This is a genomic window from Camelimonas lactis (genome assembly GCF_004342915.1).
In the GTDB taxonomy this organism is placed as follows: domain Bacteria; phylum Pseudomonadota; class Alphaproteobacteria; order Rhizobiales; family Beijerinckiaceae; genus Camelimonas; species Camelimonas lactis.
Genome location: NZ_SLWL01000010.1, coordinates 32,958 through 48,337 on the forward strand (window position 1 = coordinate 32,958; position 15,380 = coordinate 48,337).

Below are 15,380 nucleotides of genomic sequence, written 5' to 3' on the forward strand. Positions count from 1 at the left end.
AGGTGTCCGTCGCGGCGCGGGACGTGCTGCGGGGTGACATTCCGACAATAACGGGCAGGGCGCCACAGCCAGCAAGGGCGGTCGCGTTGCAGACAAATGCCCGGGGGCAGTGCGGCGGCTGCCATCCACAAACGGCCCGCCGCGGGAGTGACGAAGATGAGTGAGCGGTGGACGCCCGCCTCATGGCGCCAGAAACCAGTGCAGCAGATGCCGGCCTATCCCGACGCCGCCGCCCTTGCGGCTGTCGAGGAGCAGCTGTCCGCGTTTCCGCCGCTGGTTTTTGCCGGTGAGGCGCGGCAACTGAAGCGCGCGCTCGGCAAGGTCGCTGCTGGCGAAGCTTTTCTGCTTCAGGGCGGCGATTGCGCCGAAGCATTTGCCGAACATAGCGCCGACAATATCCGCGACTTTTTCCGCGTCTTCCTGCAGATGGCGGTGGTGCTCACCTTCGCCGGCGCCTCGCCGGTGGTGAAGGTTGGCCGTGTCGCTGGCCAGTTCGCCAAGCCGCGTTCGGCCAACACCGAAACCATCGACGGCGTCGAGCTGCCGAGCTATCGCGGCGACATTGTCAACGACATCGGCTTCACCGCCGAAGCGCGTTCGCCGGACCCGCGTCGCCAGCTCATGGCCTTCCGCCAGTCGGCCGCGACGCTGAACCTGATCCGCGCCTTCGCCAACGGCGGTTACGCCAATCTGGACAACGTGCATCGCTGGATGCTGGGCTTCGTCAAGGACAGCCCGCAGTCGGGCCGTTACCAGGAGCTGGCCAACCGCATCACCGAGTCGCTCGACTTCATGCGGGCCATCGGCATCGATCCGGAAACCCATCCGGAGATGCGCTCGACCGAGTTTTACACCAGCCATGAGGCGCTGCTGCTCGGCTACGAACAGGCGCTGACCCGCGTCGATTCGACCACCGGCGACTGGTACGCCACCTCCGGCCACATGCTGTGGATCGGCGACCGCACCCGTCAGCTCGACCATGCCCACGTGGAGTATTTCCGCGGCGTGCAGAACCCCATTGGCGTCAAGTGCGGTCCTTCGCTCAGCGGCGACGAACTGCTGAAGCTGATCGACGTGCTGAACCCGGAGAACGAGCCTGGTCGCCTGACGCTGATCTGCCGCTTCGGCGCCGACAAGGCTGGCGATCATCTGCCGGGCCTGGTGCGGGCGGTGCAGCGCGAGGGCCGCTCGGTGGTGTGGTCGTGCGATCCGATGCACGGCAACACGGTGAAGGCTGGCTCGTTCAAGACCCGGCCGTTCGACCTCATCATGTCGGAAGTGAAAACCTTCTTCGACGTGCATGCGGCCGAGGGAACCTACGCCGGCGGCATCCATCTGGAGATGACCGGCAAGGACGTTACCGAATGCACCGGCGGCGCCCGCGCCATCTCCGAGGCTGGCCTGTCCGACCGCTACCACACCCACTGCGACCCGCGCCTCAACGCGGAGCAGGCGATCGAGCTGGCCTTCCTGGTCGCCGAGCGCCTGAAGCAGGAGCGGTCCGACAAGCTGCGCGACCAGCGCGCCGCCGCGGCCGAGTAAGGCCGGCAACGCGCCAGACAGGCAAAAGCCCCGGATCACGCCGATCCGGGGCTTTTTTGTGGTCAGGTTCTCCCGCCGGCTCGCCGGCTGCGGATGTTCTCAAAAATGGATAATGGCGAAATCCGCAATGTCCTCCAGACCCGTCAGATCGCTGGCGTGGCGTTCTTCAAACCGGTAGCCGGCGGATGGTTTGATTTTCCCGGCTATGGCGGCCCCCTTCTCCGCCCGGGGCATGGTCAGGGGTTCGGTGCGCAGGCGCTTCTGAAGCGCTCCCATATGGAATGGCGAGACGTACAGCACGCGCTCACCATCGGCGCGCACGCCCATGTTGACCATGACTTCGGTATCTGATCTGCGGTAACCTTCATGAAAAAGTTCGGAAAAATGCTTGAAATCTGAAATACTTATTGGACCATTTGCTTTTTCTATATAATCATTATGTATGAAATCATCCAGGTGAATGTGGCCGACAGATTTGTATCGCCTCTGATAGATGCGGTTAACGCCATCTTGCTGAAATGTCGTCATCGCCTTGTTCGTGTAAGCTTCTCGTGTGGCGCTGTCGGGGAAGGTCGGGGCTTTTGCCTGCAATGTCCGCATGCGAAGCGGCGTGCGTTGTTCGAGTGTTAATGTATTGGGATAGTGGAAATGTTGTGGAATTCTGGGGGAGAAGTTCATCGTTTTCGTTCCTGACATTTGTCCGGTAGTTTTGCAATTCTATACGGCTACGATGCGCTGGCCCCCATGATGCTGGAACGGGTGGCCTACGACGGCCAATGCTCATGGAGCGCGTTGCATCTGGTCGGTGGCTCGGTCATAAGCTGGCTGTGTCCGTCCAGCTTGAGCGCCATTTCCCCATGATCGTCCGTTTCGCCCCTTCGCCCACCGGCTATCTGCACATCGGCAATGCCCGCACGGCCTTGCTGAACGCGCTGCTGGCGCGGCGCGCTGGCGGGCGCTTTATCCTGCGCCTCGACGACACGGATCAGGAGCGCTCACGCGCCGAATACGCGGCGGCGATCCGTGAGGACCTCGCCTGGCTTGGCCTGGCCCCGGATCAGGAGTTCCGCCAGTCCGACCGCATGGCGGCCTATGAGGCGGCGGCGCAGCGTTTGCGCGACGCCGGCCGGCTGTATGCCTGCTACGAAACCGCCGACGAACTGGAGCGTCGCCGCAAGCGCCAGCTGGCGCGCGGGCTGCCGCCGGTTTACGACCGGGCGGCGCTGAAGCTGACCGACGCGGAAAAGGCCGATCTGGAAGCCCAGGGACGGCGTCCACACTGGCGCTTTCTGCTGGAGCCGGGCGTGGTGACCTGGACCGATCTGGTGCGCGGCGACTCGCGGGTCGAGAGCGGCTCGCTGTCCGATCCGGTGCTGATCCGCGAAGACGGCAGTTTCCTCTACACGCTGCCGTCGGTGGTCGACGACGCCGGGATGGGCGTCACCCATGTGGTGCGCGGTGAGGATCATGTCACCAACACCGCCGCCCAGATCCAGATTTTCGAGGCGCTGGGCGCGGCGCCGCCCCTGTTCGGGCACCATAACCTGCTCACCACGGCGAGCGGCGAGGGGCTGTCCAAGCGTCTTGGCCACCTCTCCCTGCGCGGCCTGCGCGACAGCGGCCTGGAGCCGATGGCGGTGGCCGCGCTGGCGGTTCTTGTCGGCACGGCGGAAGCGGTGCGTCCCGTCGCCGATCTCGACGCCCTGGCCGCCCTGGTCGATCTGTCCGGCATTTCCCGTGCGCCGGCGAAATTCGACGAAAACGAACTGGCCAGCCTTAACGCCCGGCTGCTGCACGATATGTCGTGGGCCGACGCAGCCCCGCGCCTGGCGGCGTTGGGGCTCCCCGCCAGCGAACCGCTGTGGCTGGCGGTGCGCGGCAATATCAGCCGCCTTGCCGAGGTCACGGACTGGGCGCGCGTCATCGCCTCAGGCCCGGATGGGACGGCGGATCCAGGCATGACCGACGCCTTCCGCGTCGCCGCCGCCAGCGCGCTGCCGGCTGAGCCATGGTCGACGGAGACGTGGAAACAGTGGACCAGCGCCATCCGCGACCAGACCGGCGCAAAGGGCAAGGCGCTGTTCATGCCGCTGCGCCTCGCGCTCACCGGCCGCGAACATGGTCCCGAACTGGCGGCGCTGCTGCCGCTGATCGGTCGCGCCGAAACCCTGCGCCGGCTTGGGGGCGCGTAAACGGCATGGCATCCGCCGTCTGTTGACCGCACGCAAACGCGCCGACGCATAACCGGCGCCGTCGTGGCCGGACAGGATCTGGCCCCATTCACATTGTGACGTCAGGCGAGGTGCGGCTGTATCGCATGAACGGCACACGCCACACGCTCTGGCGATGGCCGGCGCCGGCTGCTGGCTCACGGTGGTTGGCGCACAATGGCGGCGGTCATGAGCAGCCGATAGGCGGGCGATGGCGCGACTGGCGGCCTGCGGGGCGCGGCGACGGCGCGCGGTTGCCGCACGGTTGCCTGCAGCGCCGCGATGCGCGCTGTCGGTGATGTGTGCTGTGCTGGAGCTTGGCGCCCGGGCTGCCTCAGCGTTCCTTGCCTGGCGCGACCGGCTCGACAAAGATGTTTGGCGCCACCACGCGCACCTTGGCGCGCTGGCCGCCCTGGCCCACGGTTTCACGCACCTGGCCTTCGCGGGCGCCAACGGTCTGCTCCTCATTGATCGTCTGCGGACCGATGCCGGAGGACTCATTCGAGGCGGTGGGCAGGGTGGAGGGATCGACGGGGGCTTCCTCATCGGCCTCGGGGGCGGGCTCCGGCTTCCGGCTGGCGGCGACGGCCTTCGGCCGCGACAGCTCCTCGGACTTCTCTTCCGTGACGATCATGTCGCCCCGGCCGGATTTCAGCATGTTCTCGGCCGGCTGCAACGCCGTCGCCCAGCTCTCGTCCGCCTTGCGGCAGGTGCAGGCGGGATCGAAGGATTTCTTGTACTTCCCGGCGTTCGGCAGCTCCGTATAGGGTTTGCCCTCGCGGTTGCCGGCGCGTTCGATAACCCCGTCGCCGGACATGAAATACACCAGCGTCTGGGTGTTGGGGCACAGCGCCTGGCACATGTCCTCCGCGCCTTCGCGGCGGTTGGAGGGCAGCGGGAAGAAATAGCCGTCGCAGGCGCGCACGCAGACCACGCGGGAGCCGCCGTAGCGCGGCGAATTCTCGGTCGCCTGGCGGTGCGTGTTCATCTCGTACTGCTGCTGGTCCGGCGGCGGCGGCGCGGCCTGGCCGCCGCCGAACAGCCGCTCGAAGAAATTCGGTTCACGCTGGCCGCCGGGACTGCAATACCGGGCGATGGCCGCCATCAGCGCCTGACGGCGGGCGGGGTTGCCCTGGGCCTGGCTCTGGGCGTTGGCGTAGGCGCCCTGCAGCGCGCGCAGGCGGGCGTCGATCTGGCTGCATTGCGGCGGGCGGTCGCCAAAAAACAGGAAGCCGCGATCACAGCCAAATCGCGACCGTTGCGCCTGAAGCTGGATGATCTCGCCGCGAATCTGGCTGGCCTGGCCAGCCGCCTGCGGGTTGCCGCGCGACAGCGCCGAAAGCTCCGCCCGATACTGGTCGCAGGCCGGCGACTGGGCCGCCGCCACGCCGGCGCTGACCCCGAGCGCCACGGCGCCGGTGGCGATGAGCTTCAACACGCGCCGGCCCGTCGCCGACAGCCAGATACCGGCCCCGGAAAGGGCGGGGGCGTCGGTCAGGGCGTGGGAAGCAGGGGCGCGCCGCAGGTTCATCGAATCATCCCGCTAGTGCATTTTCAGGCGGGGCGTGCGCCACGCCGCATGGAGAAAATGCGCCAGAGCAAAAAGTTAGAGCATATGTCTGTCAGCCTGAACCTGATTTCAGGGTCGCTCGAGCCTGCAATCCGGTCAGTGTCCGTATGCTGATCATTCTATCTCGCCGTAAATGCGGCCGTTCGCAAGTTTTCCGGCCAGCCCGGCCCGCGCCGGAGGTTGACTGGCTGGCGTCCGTGGCCGCGCCGCCACGGATGAACGGCGGCGAACCCGTTGGCGTCGCCGTGCGATAACCGGTGGAGGGCTGCTTGCCGCCAGGGCGGGGCGTCGCCATCTGTGGTTCCGGCAGCCGCGCCGCCCCTTCCGGGCAGGCTGGCCGTTGGCGCCGAAGTTTTGCCCAGGCATTCTGGGTTAACGTATTTTCCGGCGACGGGGCGGGCCCCGGCCAGATGATGTCCCCCAGCGAGGAAACGAACGCACATGACCAGCGCCGCAATGACTTCCGACGATCAGCACGGCTCGCCGGCAGCCCGCCGCCGGGGCTGGACTACCTTGCGGGTTCTTGCCGCCGGCGTCGCCGCGCTCGCGGCGGCGGCCGCCGCCGCGCCAGCCGCCCTGGCCGACGGGCCGGACGTCATCCTGAAGAAATCCACGGTCTGGAAGTTCATGACCCCGGACGACAAGCTGGTGGTCTATGGCATCGACGACCCGCTGGTGGAGGGCGTCGCCTGCCACTACACCCTGCCGGAGCGCGGCGGCGTCAAGGGCATGCTGGGCGTCGCCGAGGAAGTCTCCGACATCTCGCTAGCCTGTAACCAGATCGGGCCGATCGCCATCAAGGAGAAGTTCACCCAGGGCGACGTGGTGTTCTCCGAGCGCCGCTCGCTGATCTTCAAGAAGATGCAGATCGTGCGCGCCTGCGATGCAAAGCGCAACACGCTGGTTTATCTGGTTTATTCCGACCGGTTGATTGAAGGCTCGCCCCAGAACGCCACCGCAGCCGTGCCGATTGCCCCCTGGGGCGGCCAGGGCGCGCCGGTAAAGTGCGCCGACTGGGTGAAATGAGCCGCGCCATTTGTCGGCCAGCGCTTGACGGCGCGCCCGCGCCGTCGCAAAACGGGCTCCATGACGACGGCCCGCATTATTATTGCGATCTGCATTATAACCGGCTAGCGCGCTGCGCGGCCCGGAGCCGTCCCCTTTTCAGAACCTGAAAATTGGATTGCACTCCCGGCCGCCGGCCTTGGGAGAGGTACGACCGTGCAAATCGATGCGCAGAATGACGCGCTGCGGCAGGCTGGCCCGGAAGATATCCAGGACAGGGGCCTGCGCCTGTACAACACCCTGACCCGCGCGAAGGACGACTTCCGTCCCATCGATCCGGCCAATGTGCGCATGTACGCCTGTGGCCCCACCGTCTACGACGACGCCCACATCGGCAACGCCCGCCCCATTATCGTCTTCGACACCCTGTTCCGCGTGCTGCGCCAGCTTTATGGCGCGGCCGCCGTCACCTACGTCCGCAACATCACGGACGTGGACGACAAGATCAACGCCCGCGCCGCCGAACGCGGCGTCACCATCCGCGACCTCACCGAAGTCACGGCGCGGCGCTTCCACGCCGACATTCGCGCCCTTGGCGTGCTGATGCCCGACCAGGTGAACGTGGAGGGCGAGCCGCCGCGCTTCATCGAGCCGCGCGCCACCGAGCACATCGTCGAGATGCGCGATCTCATCGGGCGCCTCATTGCCCGCGACATCGCCTATGTCGCTGAGGACCACGTGCTGTTCTCCGTCGCCGCCATGGGGCGCAAGGCGGGCATGCCGCGATATGGCGCCCTCGCCAACCGCACGCTGGACGAGATGCTGGCCGGCGCCCGCGTCGAGGTGGCGCCCTACAAGCGCGACCCGATGGATTTCGTGCTGTGGAAGCCGTCGAAGGAGAACGAGCCAGGCTGGCCGTCGCCGGGCGGCATCGCCGTTCCTGGGCGCCCCGGCTGGCATATCGAATGCTCGGCCATGTCGTGGAAGCACCTGATCCAGGGTTTTGCCGGGCGCATCGCCTGCGATCCGGCAGAGGCCAATGTCTTCGACATTCACGCCGGCGGCATCGACCTGGTGTTTCCGCACCATGAGGACGAGATTGCCCAGTCGTGCTGCGCCCTCGATGCGCCGCGCATGGCCAACTACTGGCTGCACAACGGCTTTCTTCAGGTCGAAGGCCAGAAGATGTCGAAGTCGCTCGGCAATTTCGTCACCATCCGCGACCTGCTGACCAGCGGCAAGTTCGGCGGCCCGTGGGCCGGGCCGGTGATCCGCTGGGCCATGCTGGAAACCCACTACCGCCAGCCCATCGACTGGACCGAGAAGCGCCTCGCCCGGGCGCAGACGGAGCTGGAGACGATCGCCGGCGCCATCGGCGCCCTGCAGGGCCGCTTCTTCGGCGGCTGCGACATCACCCTGCGGCGGTGGATCGCCGACCTGGACCAGGCGCCGCCGGCGCCGTTCCTCGGCTTCCTGATGGACGACCTCAACACCCCCGGCGCCATCGGCTGGGTGCGCGGGCTGATCGGCCGCATGGCCTCGGATCTGGAAGCCGCCGGCCAGGTGATCCGCGCCCTGTCGTTCCTCGGCCTGGTCAGCCGCCAGACGCCGCTGGCCCTGGCCGCGCCGCTTGGCTGCGGCCAGTTCAGCCCGGAAACCGGCATGTTCGGCTTCAGCATGAGCCGCATCTGGCGCACGGCGCACGTCAATGGCGACGCCCGCCTGCTGGAATCCACCCGCGAGGAGCTGGCGCGCAAGAAGATCGCCATCGAGACCGACGCCAATGGTCTGGTGTCCTTCCGCAGCGAGGCTGACGACGATCCCGCCCTGGCGCGGGTCAATGCGCTGGTCGCCGCCCGCGCCGACGCCCGCGCCCGCAAGGACTGGGCCGAGGCCGACCGCATTCGCGATGAACTCGCCGCCATGGGCGCCGTGGTCAAGGATACGAAGGACGGCGGCGTTTCCATCGAATGGGTCGCGGGGCAATAAGGGCCAGCCATGGGACAGCAATTCAACGCGGGCCTGCGCCCGTTTCTGCCCTCGGACGGCCCGGTGCTGGCCGAGATCTTTCGCGAGGCCATCCATGTGCTGGCCGGGGACGATTACGACGACGCCCAGCGCGACGCCTGGGCGTCCACCGCCGACGACGAAGAGGCGTTTGTCAGCCGCCTCGCCGGCAATCTCACCCTGGTTGCTGTCGTGGGCGGTTCGCCGGCCGGTTTCGCCTCGCTGCGCGGCAAGGACCACATCGACATGCTGTTCGTGCATCCGTCCGCCGCCGGGCAGGGCATTGGCGCGATGTTGCTCGGCGCCCTGGAGAAGCTGGCGACGGCGCGCGGCGCCGCGGCGTTGACCGCGGACGTCAGCGACGTCGCCTCGCACCTGTTCGGCAAGCTGGGGTTTGAGCCGCAGCGCCGCGAAACCGTGGATATCGACGGCGTCTGGCTTGGCCGCACCATGATGCGCAAGCAACTTGCCGGCAACAACGACAAAAACACTGCGCCTGGGGGGCGGCAATGACGCGGGAACGGCTGTATCTGTTCGACACCACGCTGCGCGACGGCGCCCAGACCACCGGGGTCGACTTCTCCCTCGACGACAAGCGCCAGATCGCCGGCATGCTCGACCGGCTAGGAATCGACTATGTGGAGGGGGGCTATCCAGGCGCCAATCCCACCGACACCGAGTTCTTCCAGGAAAAGCGCACGAAGAACGCGATCTTCACCGCTTTCGGCATGACCCGAAGGGCCGGCCGCTCCGCAGCCAACGATCCGGGCGTCGCCGCGCTGCTCGACAGCCGGGCGGACGCCATCTGCTTCGTCGCCAAGAGCTGGGACTACCAGGTGCACGTGGCCCTGGAAGTGCCGCTTGAGGAAAATATCGCCGGCATTCGCGACAGCGTCGCCGCCGCGAAAGCGGCCGGCCGTGAGGTCATGCTCGATTGCGAGCACTTCTTCGACGGCTACAAGGCCAACCCCGACTACGCCCTGGCCTGCGCGACGGCGGCGTACGAATCCGGCGCCCGCTGGGTGGTGCTGTGCGACACCAATGGCGGCACGCTGCCGGATGAGGTGGAGCGCATTGTCGGTGAGGTGGTGCGCCACATCCCTGGCGACCATGTCGGCGTCCACCCCCATGACGACACTGGCTGCGCCGTCGCCAATGCCCTGGCGGCCGTCCGCGCCGGCGCCCGGCAGATCCAGGGCACGCTCAACGGCCTGGGCGAGCGCTGCGGCAACGCCAACCTCGTCTCGCTGATTCCGACGCTGATGCTGAAAGAGCCCTACGCCTCGCGTTTCCAGCTGGGGGTGACGCAGGAGGGGCTGGCTGGTCTTACTCATGCCTCGCGGGCGCTGGATGAGGTGCTCAACCGGGCCCCCAACCGTCATGCGCCTTACGTTGGCGCCAGCGCCTTCGCCACCAAGGCCGGCATCCATGCCTCGGCGGTGCTCAAGGACCCGCGCACCTATGAGCACGTGGCGCCGGAAACCGTGGGCAACAGCCGCCAGTTGCTGGTGTCGTTGCAGGCCGGAAAATCCAACATCCTGGCCGAGCTTGAGCGGGTCGGCATCCATGTGGACAAGGATGACCGCCGCATTGGCCGCCTGCTGGAGGTGGTGAAGGAAAAGGAAGCCGCCGGCTACGCCTATGAGGGCGCTGACGCCTCGTTCTACCTGCTGGCCCGGCGCGTGCTGGGCGACCTGCCGCAGTTCTTCGACGTGGAGCGTTTCAGCGTCAGCATCGAGCGCCGCTTCAACGCCCTGGGCGAACAGGTGACGGTGGCCCAGGCGGTGGTGAAGGTCCGCGTTGGCGATGAGGAGCTGATTTCAGTGGGCGAGGGCAACGGCCCGGTCAACGCCCTCGACGTCGCCCTGCGCAAGGATCTGGGCAAGTACCAGCCGTTTATCGCCGGCCTCGGCCTGCGCGACTTCAAGGTGCGGGTGTTCCAGGGCGGCACGGATGCGGTGACCCGGGTGCTGATCGAAAGCGGCGACCGCAGCGGCGACAGCTGGGTGACGGTCGGCGTCAGCCCCAACATCATCGACGCCTCCTTCCAGGCCCTGACCGATTCCATCGTCTACAAGCTGGTGAAGAGCGGCGCCGGGGCATGAGCGGGTGACCGGCGCCGGGCTCAACGCGCCGTTCCAATGGGGCGCCCTGATTGAATGGGGCGCTCTCCCGATGCCGTCATTCGTAAAGTATACCGTCGATCAGACGAGCCCGGCGGGCTCCGTCAATGGCGGTGACCCTGCCAGCCCTGGCGATTTCCTCCGGCGCGGCCGCAGGCATGGATGAAGCTATCTGTCCTTCCGGACAGGCACGAGCCTGCGGTTCGTGCGCCAGATCACTGAGGGGAGACGCGGCGTAGTCGGCCGTCGTCGGAGGGGCGGGCTGGAGGGCATGCGGAGGGACACGAGGGCGGCCGCGCGGCGGCTTCGGCGGCGGTGCGCCAGGAATTTCAAGTAAGGCCCGCAGATCTTCCCGATCGGTTATCTCGGGGCGCCTTGCGAAGAGGTCGTTTGTCAGTTCGCCGCCCGAAGAGGCGGCGTCGCGGAGCGACGGGCCCAGGTTTTCATAGATCGGGCTGATGTTCCCATGGAGATCGCCTGCGGGAGTTGGAAATGGGCGATTGGAATCCTCCGCGCTTACGCCTGCTTCCTGCGAAGCCGACGGCTGATTCGGACCCATGAAAGTTGCTTTTGGTTGAACATGGTTCTCAGGGATTGCGCGGTTGACGCGCCGAATGCCGGTTGATGCGTCGGTCTGCCATTTTTGAGCATCTCTTCTTACAAGTCGCGTTGATCTGGCCATTTTTTATCCAAATCTATAAAATATTTATATATATTTTGATTAAACATTATGAAAAACGTCAGCATGCGGAGAATAAATCAGCTGTTCTACGTCTCAATGCCGGGGAAGTCCCCGGCGCTCGTAACTGGCCAGCCGGGTGACGGTCGGTGGCAGCCCCAACATGATCGACGCCTCCTTCCAGACCCTGGCTGGTTCCATCGTCTGCAGACTGGTGAAGTGCGGCGCCTGGGCGTGACCAGGCGACCGGCGTCAGGCCTGGGGCGGGCTTGCGGCTCGGGCTCACCGCGCGGGCTCCGATCGGACTGCCGTCCTGATTGAATGGGACGCTCTCCCGACTCCCGATGCTGCCATTAGAGGGACACATCCTCGATCACGTGAGAGATCCGGCCGCGGGCGCGCATGTAGGAGCTCCAACCACGGGGGCTGTCGGCCGCTGCGATTTCGCTCGGCGCGGCCGCAGGCATGGATGAGGGACCTATCCGCCCTGCCGGATAGGCCGGGGGCCTGCGGTTCGGCCAGATCACCGGAAGGCGGCGCGGTTGGGCGGGAGCCATGCGGAGGGATTGGCGGGGGGGCATGCGGAGGGACCGGCGGGGGAATTTCAGCACTGTCCAGAGAGGGAGGACGCAGATGTCCCGAAGCGGTTCTTTCGACGTGGATAACGACGCGGCCGCTTGCCGTTTCCTCGCCCAAAGGAAGGGCATCGCGGAGCTCCCGGACGACGTTGTCATAGGCAGGGCCAATGTTTTCATAAACAGGGTCGAGCGTCGCATAGGGAGGGGAGGCGCTGGGGGCAGCTGGAAGTGGGCGGCCGAAATTCTTCATGCTTACGCCCGCTACCGGCAAAGCCCCCTGCTGACCCATGAAAATTGCATTCAGCTCATTACCGACCGCAGGCCCGACGTGTTTGACATGCAGAAAATCGGTTGGAGGGCTGATTTGTTCTTTTCGAATTTTTCTTTTTACAAGTCTTGATATTGCTTCCATCTCAATGTTCCAATTCAGTTAATTTATAATAATCGTTGGTATATGTTGTTAACATTCTGTGGGGTGTTGTGGGTGCGATACGCGCGCCTGTCAATAAAAGGGGCAGCGCCGGCGCACGCCGGCCCTCCAGCGCCGTCAATCGAGGAGCAGGTCGTCAATCATGCCCTCCAGGGGGCGGCCACGCCGATCGTTCGCGACCGGGTCCCTGACCCTGCCGCCGCTCCTCGTTTCTTCCGGTCTGGCCGCCGCAGGCATGGAAGAGACCGCGCCTTGCTGGCTGGACGAGGCTGGAGGGCGGGGGGCGTCCGCCGGACCGGCAGCGGGTAGCGAGGGGCGGCCCGGAATGGAGACGGCGGGCCGTGGGAGGGCTGGGCCGGGAGGGCGGGCCCAAGGCTCCATCCCGCCATCAATCATATCCCTTTGGAGCCTCCCGGCGGCAGGCCCTCGTTGTTCTTCCCATGGAGGGGTGCGGAAAATCTGTTGTTGGGGCGCTCTTCCCAATTCGTCATGTGCGGTAGGGAAAGGGTCAGGGGGAGGAGGAGACGAAGAAGGCGAATGAGGGGCAGAGGGAGGAAACATCATCCCTTCTGGAAGGATCTGCCCATTGTCCAGGAGGGCGCCCCCGGGAAGCGCGGGCCGCTGAAAATCGTCGGCGCCACGATTGACAGGCTGCGGGTTGCCGCGGTTCCCATCTGGGGCAGGCGGGGCATATCGCCGATCTGGCGGGAATTCGCGCAAAATATCACTCCAAGTATAGTATATATTCTTGGTTAATATCTTTATGCCATCATCAACAATGATGTATCTTTTTTAAATTTAAAATTTGTATAAAAATATCTGTTATTAATTATAGTTGTTTTGCCAGTTGCTGGAAAGGTCAGGGGGAAGTCATCTGTTTCACGCGCTGGCCAGCTTTGGGCGAATTCCAGCGGGCCGTGGCTGGGAGATCCGCACTTTCAGATGCCCAGGTCCCAAAGGCCCGCCTGGCTGCGGGGCGGAACTCATGGCGCCACCTGCGCCGCCAACAAAAAAGGCTGGCGCGAGGCCAGCCTTTCCCTCCGCGTCGGACAGGAAGAACTTACTTCTTCCCGGCGTCCACCGGCGGGTCGAGGCGGGTGCAGCCGCCTTCCGCGATCGGGCGCATGATGTCGTCGGCCTTGACTACCTGCTTGACCTTCAGCAGGTCCCACTCGCCATTCTTGACCTCTTCGGGTTTCTTCACCTCGACGAGCAGCATGTCGTTCATCAGGCGGCCGTCGGCGCGGATCTTCGCGCCATGGGCGAAGAAGTCGTTGACCGGGGTCTCCTTCATCTTGCGCATCACCGTCTTGCCGTCGGTGGACTTTGAGTCCTTCACGGCCTGAAGGTAGTGCTTCACCGAGCTGTAGACGGCGGCGTGGGTGTGGTCGGGCATGCGGCCATCGTTGACGGCGGCGAAGCGTTTGGCGAACGCGCGGCTTTCGTCATCATGGTCCCAATAGTAACCCGAGAGGTACTGCACGCCCTGGGTAGCCTTGGCGCCAAGGGCATGGACCGAGGTCAGATAGAAGATCAGCACGCCGAGCTTCTGGTTGCCTTCGCCCACCTGGAACTCACGCGCCTGCTTCAGGCTGGTCACCGTGTCGCCGGAGGCGTTGGCGAAGGCGACGATGTCGGCGCCGGAGGCCTGGGCCTGCATCAGGAACGACGAGAAGTCCATGGTGCCGACCGGATGGCGCACGGCGCCGAGCACCTTGCCGCCATTGGCTTCGACCACCTTGGTCACTTCGTTCTGCATGGCGTGGCCGAAGGCATAGTCGGCGGTGATGAAGTACCAGGTCTTGCCGCCCTGTTCGACCACCGACTTGGCGAGGCCCTTGGCCAGCGAATAGGTGTCGTACAGCCACATGGCGCCGGTGGGCGAGCAGGCCTTGCCGAACACCTCGGCGGTGGCCGAACCGGAGTGGACGACAATCTTGCCGCGCTCGCGGGCGATGTCCTGCACGGCCAGCGAGATGGCGGAGTTGCCAATGTCGAAGATCGCCTCGACGCCTTCCTGGTCATACATCTGGCGGGCCAGCGAGGCGCCCATGTCGGTCTTGTTCTGGTGGTCGGGGCCCAGCACCTTGATCTTCATGCCGTTGATCTCGCCGCCGAAGTCCTCGGCCGCCAGTTCGGCCGCGCGCACGGAGCGCACGCCGCCAGCGTCGGAGAACACCGAGCTCTTGTCATTGAGAACGGCGATATTGAGCGACTTTTTCTCCTGGGCCGAAAGGCCGGCCAGGGGCGTCGCGACTGCGAGGCCGAGGGCCAGGCAGCGCACAAGCACGGAATTCATCATGTCCTCCCGAAATGACGGTCTCCGCGCCGGTTCCCGCGCCGCCATGCCGCCGGTCGCCCGTTATCCGGGCTGTCGCCATGTGGGCGGCGGCGCGGCGCGCGGGTCTGGCCCGGAGCTCCGTCTTGAACAGGGGTCTCTCCTAACCCGATGGGCGCAATGGCGCAATCACGCTGGCGTGAGCCTTTAGGATAGAGGGGGATTCGCGCGACCCAGGCGCGACGGCAGGCTCAGAACGGGCCCGGCGCTGGCGGCCGGTCGTCGCCGGGTTCTGGCATTGCGGCGCGGGTGGACGCGATGGCGGCGAGCAGGGCGTCGATGGCCCCGGCCGGTTCGGCGGCGATCATGTAGGAGGCGTCAAGACCAGGGCGGAGAAACATCGCCTGGCGCATGTGCCGCAACAGCTGGAACAGTGGGTCCCAGAATCCGAGGGTGTTGAGCACCATGATCGGCCGCGTGTGCTGGCCGAGCTGTGACCAGGTCATCTGCTCGACCAGTTCTTCCAGCGTGCCGATGCCGCCGGGCAGGGCGAGGAAGGCGTCGGCCCGCTCATACATCAGGCGTTTGCGCGTGTGCATGTCGGAGACGATGATGGTTTCACGGCCTTGTTCGGCCGGGTCCGGCATGTGCTCGCGCCGGATCAGGAAGTCGGGGATGATGCCGGTGACGCGGCCGCCATGGGCCAGGGCGCTGCGCGCCACCTCGCCCATCAGCCCGATGTCGCCGCCGCCATAAACCAGGCCAACGCCCTTTTGCGCCAGCAGGGCCCCCACCAGACGCGCGGCCTCCGTGAACTCCGGGCTGGCGCCGGCTCCCGAACCGCAGAACACGCAGATGGCGCGCGCCTCCCCGTCGGGGTTTTTGAAGTCAGGACTGGTCATTTGGCGTACGTTGCTTCCTCTGGGCATGATGTAAAGACGGCGAGGCCCTGTATACT

At 65.7% G+C, this 15,380-nt stretch carries 11 protein-coding genes; 7 read left to right on the forward strand and 4 right to left on the reverse strand.

Annotated elements, in window-relative coordinates:
• The first annotated feature begins 156 nt into the window (after nt 1–156).
• Nucleotides 157–1,542, forward strand: coding sequence for a class II 3-deoxy-7-phosphoheptulonate synthase (locus tag EV666_RS11805; RefSeq protein ID WP_132007991.1), 1,386 nt, complete (start codon nt 157–159; stop codon nt 1,540–1,542).
• Nucleotides 1,543–1,641: 99 nt separating this feature from the next.
• On the opposite strand, the gene EV666_RS11810 is transcribed toward EV666_RS11805, so the two are convergent.
• Nucleotides 1,642–2,220 carry a hypothetical protein gene (locus tag EV666_RS11810; RefSeq protein ID WP_132007994.1) on the reverse strand — a complete coding sequence of 193 codons (579 nt, stop codon included), beginning with the start codon at nt 2,218–2,220 and terminating at the stop codon, nt 1,642–1,644.
• A 179-nt stretch (nt 2,221–2,399) separates the two neighbouring features.
• On the opposite strand from EV666_RS11810, the gene gltX reads away from it, so the two are divergent.
• Nucleotides 2,400–3,734: a glutamate--tRNA ligase gene (gene gltX / locus EV666_RS11815; RefSeq protein ID WP_132008299.1), complete on the forward strand. Its 1,335-nt coding sequence runs from the start codon at nt 2,400–2,402 to the stop codon at nt 3,732–3,734.
• A 352-nt stretch (nt 3,735–4,086) separates the two neighbouring features.
• Here gltX and EV666_RS11820 read toward each other — a convergent pair whose 3' ends face one another.
• A complete protein-coding gene (locus EV666_RS11820; protein ID WP_132007997.1) occupies nt 4,087–5,283 on the reverse strand; it encodes a DUF2865 domain-containing protein in 1,197 nt (398 codons plus the stop codon).
• Nucleotides 5,284–5,778: 495 nt separating this feature from the next.
• On the opposite strand from EV666_RS11820, the gene EV666_RS11825 reads away from it, so the two are divergent.
• From EV666_RS11825 to EV666_RS11845, 5 genes are all read left to right on the forward strand, one after another.
• The gene (locus tag EV666_RS11825; RefSeq protein ID WP_132008302.1) at nt 5,779–6,348 is read left to right on the forward strand and encodes a CreA family protein; all 570 of its coding nucleotides are present in this window, start codon (nt 5,779–5,781) and stop codon (nt 6,346–6,348) included.
• Between the two features lie 201 nt (nt 6,349–6,549).
• The gene (cysS, locus tag EV666_RS11830) at nt 6,550–8,316 is read left to right on the forward strand and encodes a cysteine--tRNA ligase (RefSeq protein WP_245514389.1); all 1,767 of its coding nucleotides are present in this window, start codon (nt 6,550–6,552) and stop codon (nt 8,314–8,316) included.
• A gap of 9 nt (nt 8,317–8,325) precedes the next feature.
• Nucleotides 8,326–8,847, forward strand: coding sequence for a GNAT family N-acetyltransferase (locus tag EV666_RS11835; protein WP_132008000.1), 522 nt, complete (start codon nt 8,326–8,328; stop codon nt 8,845–8,847).
• The gene (cimA, locus tag EV666_RS11840) at nt 8,844–10,439 is read left to right on the forward strand and encodes a citramalate synthase (protein WP_132008003.1); all 1,596 of its coding nucleotides are present in this window, start codon (nt 8,844–8,846) and stop codon (nt 10,437–10,439) included. The genes EV666_RS11835 and cimA overlap by 4 nt, the downstream gene beginning before the upstream one ends.
• Before the next feature lie 1,330 nt (nt 10,440–11,769).
• Nucleotides 11,770–12,114 (forward strand): hypothetical protein, encoded by a 345-nt coding sequence (locus tag EV666_RS11845; protein ID WP_132008006.1) that lies wholly within the window; start codon nt 11,770–11,772, stop codon nt 12,112–12,114.
• A gap of 1,090 nt (nt 12,115–13,204) precedes the next feature.
• On the opposite strand, the gene EV666_RS11850 is transcribed toward EV666_RS11845, so the two are convergent.
• Together EV666_RS11850 and EV666_RS11855 are read right to left on the reverse strand one after the other, a co-directional pair.
• The gene (locus EV666_RS11850; protein WP_207906403.1) at nt 13,205–14,446 is read right to left on the reverse strand and encodes an ABC transporter substrate-binding protein; all 1,242 of its coding nucleotides are present in this window, start codon (nt 14,444–14,446) and stop codon (nt 13,205–13,207) included.
• Nucleotides 14,447–14,673: 227 nt separating this feature from the next.
• Nucleotides 14,674–15,324, reverse strand: coding sequence for an LOG family protein (locus EV666_RS11855; RefSeq protein WP_132008009.1), 651 nt, complete (start codon nt 15,322–15,324; stop codon nt 14,674–14,676).
• Nucleotides 15,325–15,380: the final 56 nt, after the last annotated feature.